Below are 4,491 nucleotides of genomic sequence, written 5' to 3'. Positions count from 1 at the left end.
TTTCGCTATTTGACGAGAATTCTTTCTTTGAACTTTTAAGCGAATAACAATGACAAATAAAGATAAATTTTTAGCCTTGGTGTCTAACGAAAAGACAAACACTTTAAAAGGGAATAAAGAACGCATTAAAAACCGAGTAATCCTGCATGAATCTCAGTAGATTGTCATTAAGGGTTTAAAAAGATTGGATGAATTGGGTTGGTCACAAAAAGAATTTGTTGCATTACTACATGTAAGCCCACAACAGGTAAATAAAATGGTGAAGGGAAAAGAAAATCTGACTCTTGAAACGCAAATAAAACTTCGGGCCGTATTGGATATCCCTGTGTTTGCTTCTTATCACGAAAGCAAAAAAGGAAAATCAGAAAAAGCTAGATAGGCATAGTAGGTTTGTGGTTCAAATCATAAGATTAGGCTATAGAATTAATTATATGCTTTTAATGATTGGGCAGGTGTTTAAATTATGCTGCCTATTTCGGAAATCGCATAAAGAGGCAAATTAATCAACCCTTCTTGCTGCCGGAAATCTGACATGGAAGTTCTGATGCAAATTTTTGAACGATACTTTTCCGAAAAAACGCTTAAACTCCTGGCTTTGAGATTTTCCTCCGCCTTTACTTCCACTGGAACGATTTTCCCTTCGTATTGCAAAACAAAATCCACTTCGGCTCGAGCATTTTCGGCAGACCAATAGTGTACATTCACTTCGCCAATCGTTAAGAGTTGCTGTAGGACATACTGCTCGGTGAGCGCCCCTTTGAACTCCTGAAATATCAAATTTCCTTCAATAACAGTTTTTACATCCAGATTGTTCATAGCTCCTAGTAGTCCGGTATCGGCAAGGAATAGCTTAAATGCAGTTTCGTCGCTGTATGCTTTAAGCGGTATTGCGGGCTTTGAGATGCGGCTTACTTTTGTGATTAACCCACAGTCGATGAGCCAGGAAATAGCCAGTTCATAGTCCTTTGCTCTTGCGCCAGGCCTAAGCGCTCCATAGATAAATTTCTTGTTTTCTTTGGCGAGCTGTGCGGGCATGCTGTTCCAGAGCATTCTTATGCGCGCAGCAATTGCCGTCGGTGCATGTTTAGAGAAGTCCAGTTCATAGGCTATGAGTATCTGGCGCTGGATTTCCCGTACACCTTTCATATCTAAGTCTTCTGCAAACCTACTGACGGCTTCCGGCATTCCGCCAACAAAATAATACTCCTTGAGATGTTGAATAAGTTGATCCTTAAAACTGTTGATAAGAATCCAATCATGGCTTTTTAGTGCTTCGACTAAGAGCTTCCTGTCTGTGGCCTCTAGAAATTCAATGAAATTTAATGGATGCAGGTCAATAAAATCAACTTTCCCAACGGGAAATGATGTGTGACTGTGCAAGGCTACCCCCAATAAGGAGCCTGCACAAATAATATGATACTCCGGCGCATTTTCCTGAAAATATTTAAGTGATGTGATAGCTTTTTCAGCTTCCTGTATTTTATCCAGGATGATCAGGGTTGTATTCGGATCGATCTGAATACCAGTTTCAATCTGAATAGCCAGAAGAATTCTATTGATATTAAAATCTGCCTGAAATACGGCTCTTATAGAACCGCTGCTCTCCAAGTTCACATAGGCGACCTTTTTATATTGGCTTTTGCCGAATTCGCGCATCAGCCAAGTTTTCCCGACCTGCCTTGCACCCCTGATAATCAAGGGCTTTCTACTTTTAGACCCCTTCCATTTAATAAGTTGATTCATTACCTGCCTGTTCATAACGACTATTTTATGTACATAAAATAGTAATATTGCACAATATTATGTACATAAAAATGTAATATACTACAAAAATATGTCGATAAAGGCTTCCTGACTCCTTGTTGCTGTTATACTGTTTTGTGGAAATCGTTCGATAGCACCTGCTGGAAATTTCTGGTATTCTCTCTTGTTTCGCTATGAGATTGTTGCTTTGTAATTTTACTTACTTATTAAAAAATGCTGCGCTAATTTTTCCTATTATAAACGCATAGAATTGAAATTTGATTCATTAGCATCAAAAATTTCTATAAGTATCCTCTTTTGCGAAGTATATTTTTTATTTCTTCTTCGCTAAAGGGTTTAAGGGGTGGCTGGGGTTTCAATGAATCGCGATAGGAGACCTTGTTAATCCTTAAAACCATGTTGCCATCAGGCCCGACATAAGGAGTCGTTTCAATATCGTGTACAATGTCAAGTACTTCATAGGTTTTGAGGAATCCCGGCCGCATAGCCATGTGATAGTAGTCCGTCTCTCCAAAAAATTTATCGTCCGTTTGGTATATCTGTACACCAGGACACTTCCATTTAAGCACATCTAGCGTGTAGCTTTCTTTATTCATTTCCAGAATTACCGGATAAAACCCGATCAATTTTGAAAAGCCACGATGATATATTATTTCTTCTTTACTTGGAGGGAAAGAGGGCTTGAAGGAAGGTGCCAGTAGAAGATCATAAGCTTGACAAAAAAGAGCTTTCACTTCTTCCAAGCTAGCAAAAAAAGCGAAATCCATTTTTTCTTTTTTTTCTAGGATAATGGACTCTTCATTATTAAGCCTTGAACCTAAAAAATAAATTTTTTCTGATACTTTGTTGTTCATATCATTTATTGTTTTCAATTCAGGGTCAAGGTACGAATATAGCTGGGATTTTCAAAAATAGCCGCTGGAAGTTTGTCCGCCAGACGGTATTTTGAACAGTTAAAATTTCAAGAACTGATATTCTCCCCGTTGTGCAGATGCCAAGTGGTGTCTTTATGTCTCTGCAGAACTTCAGGTTACCTACAGTAAACAAACCGAAGGCCATTGGCTTAGCTTCACTCAGTCGCCGAATGGTAAACAGACTTCCAATTCTTTATTGGCTTTACTAGTCGGAGGCTGTTTTGCCATGTTTTTTGACACGTTTGCAGATGGCGCTTCTTGGAGATTTTCGGCTGCAGTTTCAGGTAGTTACACTGCAGCTTTCGGTACGGTGTCGTCTTTACGATAAGAATGCTGATTAGCGATACGGTACCCAGAAGCTTTTGACAATAAATCGTTTCGCATATTCGTAAAATTATTTATTTCTGCGCAACTCTTTGTTTTGATTGATAGCGGTAGGGTAGACAGCAAGGATGATAAATTCTCCTCTGCTATGAAAGGACAGCATAAGGAGCAACGTGGAGATTACCGGTAGGATATACCCATTATTGTGTGTCACGCTGTACAAGTGCGGGTACAGCATGGATAAACCCAACTATCGTATCTACCAATTCCTGATTCAATGGGAGAGAAGGGTTGGCATAGGTAGCAATATTGGCTTGCCTTTCCATAGGCGCGTCTTTTAAAATATGGTTCATGCCGGCAATGATTTTTAACTGCGCTTGCGGATTACCTTTTTTCAAGTTAGTGGCATCTTGTAGACTCACCTGTAAATCGGTATTGCCTTGTAATATTAATGCGGGACACGATAATTTGGCTATTTCCACTTCCGGATTATATTTCATCCATGAAATTAGATAAGGCTGTACGGAAGCACGAAAAAGTGATTGTAGATTTTTGGGTGTATTGGCTACCAGGTTACCATTTCTCAATTCATTTAAAATACTATCAATACTTTGTGCCTGCGGTAAAGTGGAAAGTTGTTTTTTTAAGATATCAGCAATATTTTCACCGGCACCTGCAAGAGAAATAAAACCCGCCGGATTCATTTTCTCAGCTGCTAAAATGCCCACCAAAGAACCTTCGCTGTGACCAATAAGAAATATTTTTGTATAATTTCTTCTAAGAGAGACAATCAAACTATCTACATCGTTGACGTAATCATCAAAGCGTAATTTGCTTTCATCCGTAGAGAAATTATTGCTTTCACCAACCATTCTTTTGTCGTAGCGCAAACAGGCAACACCATTTTTTGCTAAGGCGTCCGCTAGCAATTTATAGTCATTGGTGTACAAACCCATCTGCGCATCGTTTCCGTCTTTATCGGTAGGTCCACTGCCTGCAATGATAATGGCAACAGGTGTTTGTGCGGTTGCATTTAAAGGAGAGGTTAGCAGGCCTTTTAGCGTTCCTGCTGGCGTCACCAAAGAAAAATCTTTTTCCGGGTAAACAGAGGTATCAGAAAGAGCCGATTTATTAACGGCATGTCCAAGAAAAAATCCCACTACTTGATGATCCTGATTAAAATAAAAATTCAAAGGCTGCTGCGCTTTTTCAAAATCTGCATCGACTGTTACCGATTTTGCATCGGTGATTACTGAATCAATCTTTGTAAAAGAGCCTATTCTTTGCTCTATTGCAGCCCATATCTCTTCCAGCCTGTTTTCGCTTACGGCCTTTTGAAAGGCACTATCGGTGAGTGTTAAGGCATCCTGATATTTTGCTGTGGAAATATTCTGTACAAACGACTTTGCGATATCAGCGTTAGCCTGTGCTTTGATGCAAACGGCTATACCAAATAAGGCAATTATCAGTAGGCTATATTTTTTCATGG

4 protein-coding genes are annotated in these 4,491 nt (G+C 39.4%); 1 reads left to right on the top strand and 3 read right to left on the bottom strand.

All coding sequences use genetic code 11. The features are described from left to right. The first annotated feature begins 184 nt into the window (after nt 1-184). Nucleotides 185-379 carry a helix-turn-helix transcriptional regulator gene (locus ACQR30_RS07860; protein WP_429733713.1) on the top strand — a complete coding sequence of 65 codons (195 nt, stop codon included), beginning with the start codon at nt 185-187 and terminating at the stop codon, nt 377-379. Nucleotides 380-456: 77 nt separating this feature from the next. Here the strand turns inward: ACQR30_RS07860 and ACQR30_RS07855 are convergent, their stop codons facing one another. From ACQR30_RS07855 to ACQR30_RS07845, 3 genes are all read right to left on the bottom strand, one after another. After that, the gene (locus ACQR30_RS07855) at nt 457-1,758 is read right to left on the bottom strand and encodes an ATP-binding protein (protein WP_429733710.1); all 1,302 of its coding nucleotides are present in this window, start codon (nt 1,756-1,758) and stop codon (nt 457-459) included. 287 nt (nt 1,759-2,045) lie between these two features. Further along, nucleotides 2,046-2,618, bottom strand: coding sequence for a hypothetical protein (locus tag ACQR30_RS07850; protein WP_429733709.1), 573 nt, complete (start codon nt 2,616-2,618; stop codon nt 2,046-2,048). A gap of 584 nt (nt 2,619-3,202) precedes the next feature. Next, the coding region (locus ACQR30_RS07845) for a DUF3887 domain-containing protein (protein WP_429733706.1) at nt 3,203-4,491 on the bottom strand (1,289 nt) is incomplete at its 5' end.

It is taken from the genome of Arachidicoccus sp. (genome assembly GCF_050436765.1).
In the GTDB taxonomy this organism is placed as follows: Bacteria; Bacteroidota; Bacteroidia; order Chitinophagales; family Chitinophagaceae; genus Arachidicoccus.
The sequence above is the reverse complement of the archived record's forward strand: the minus strand, read 5'-3'. Positions and strand labels throughout refer to the sequence as shown.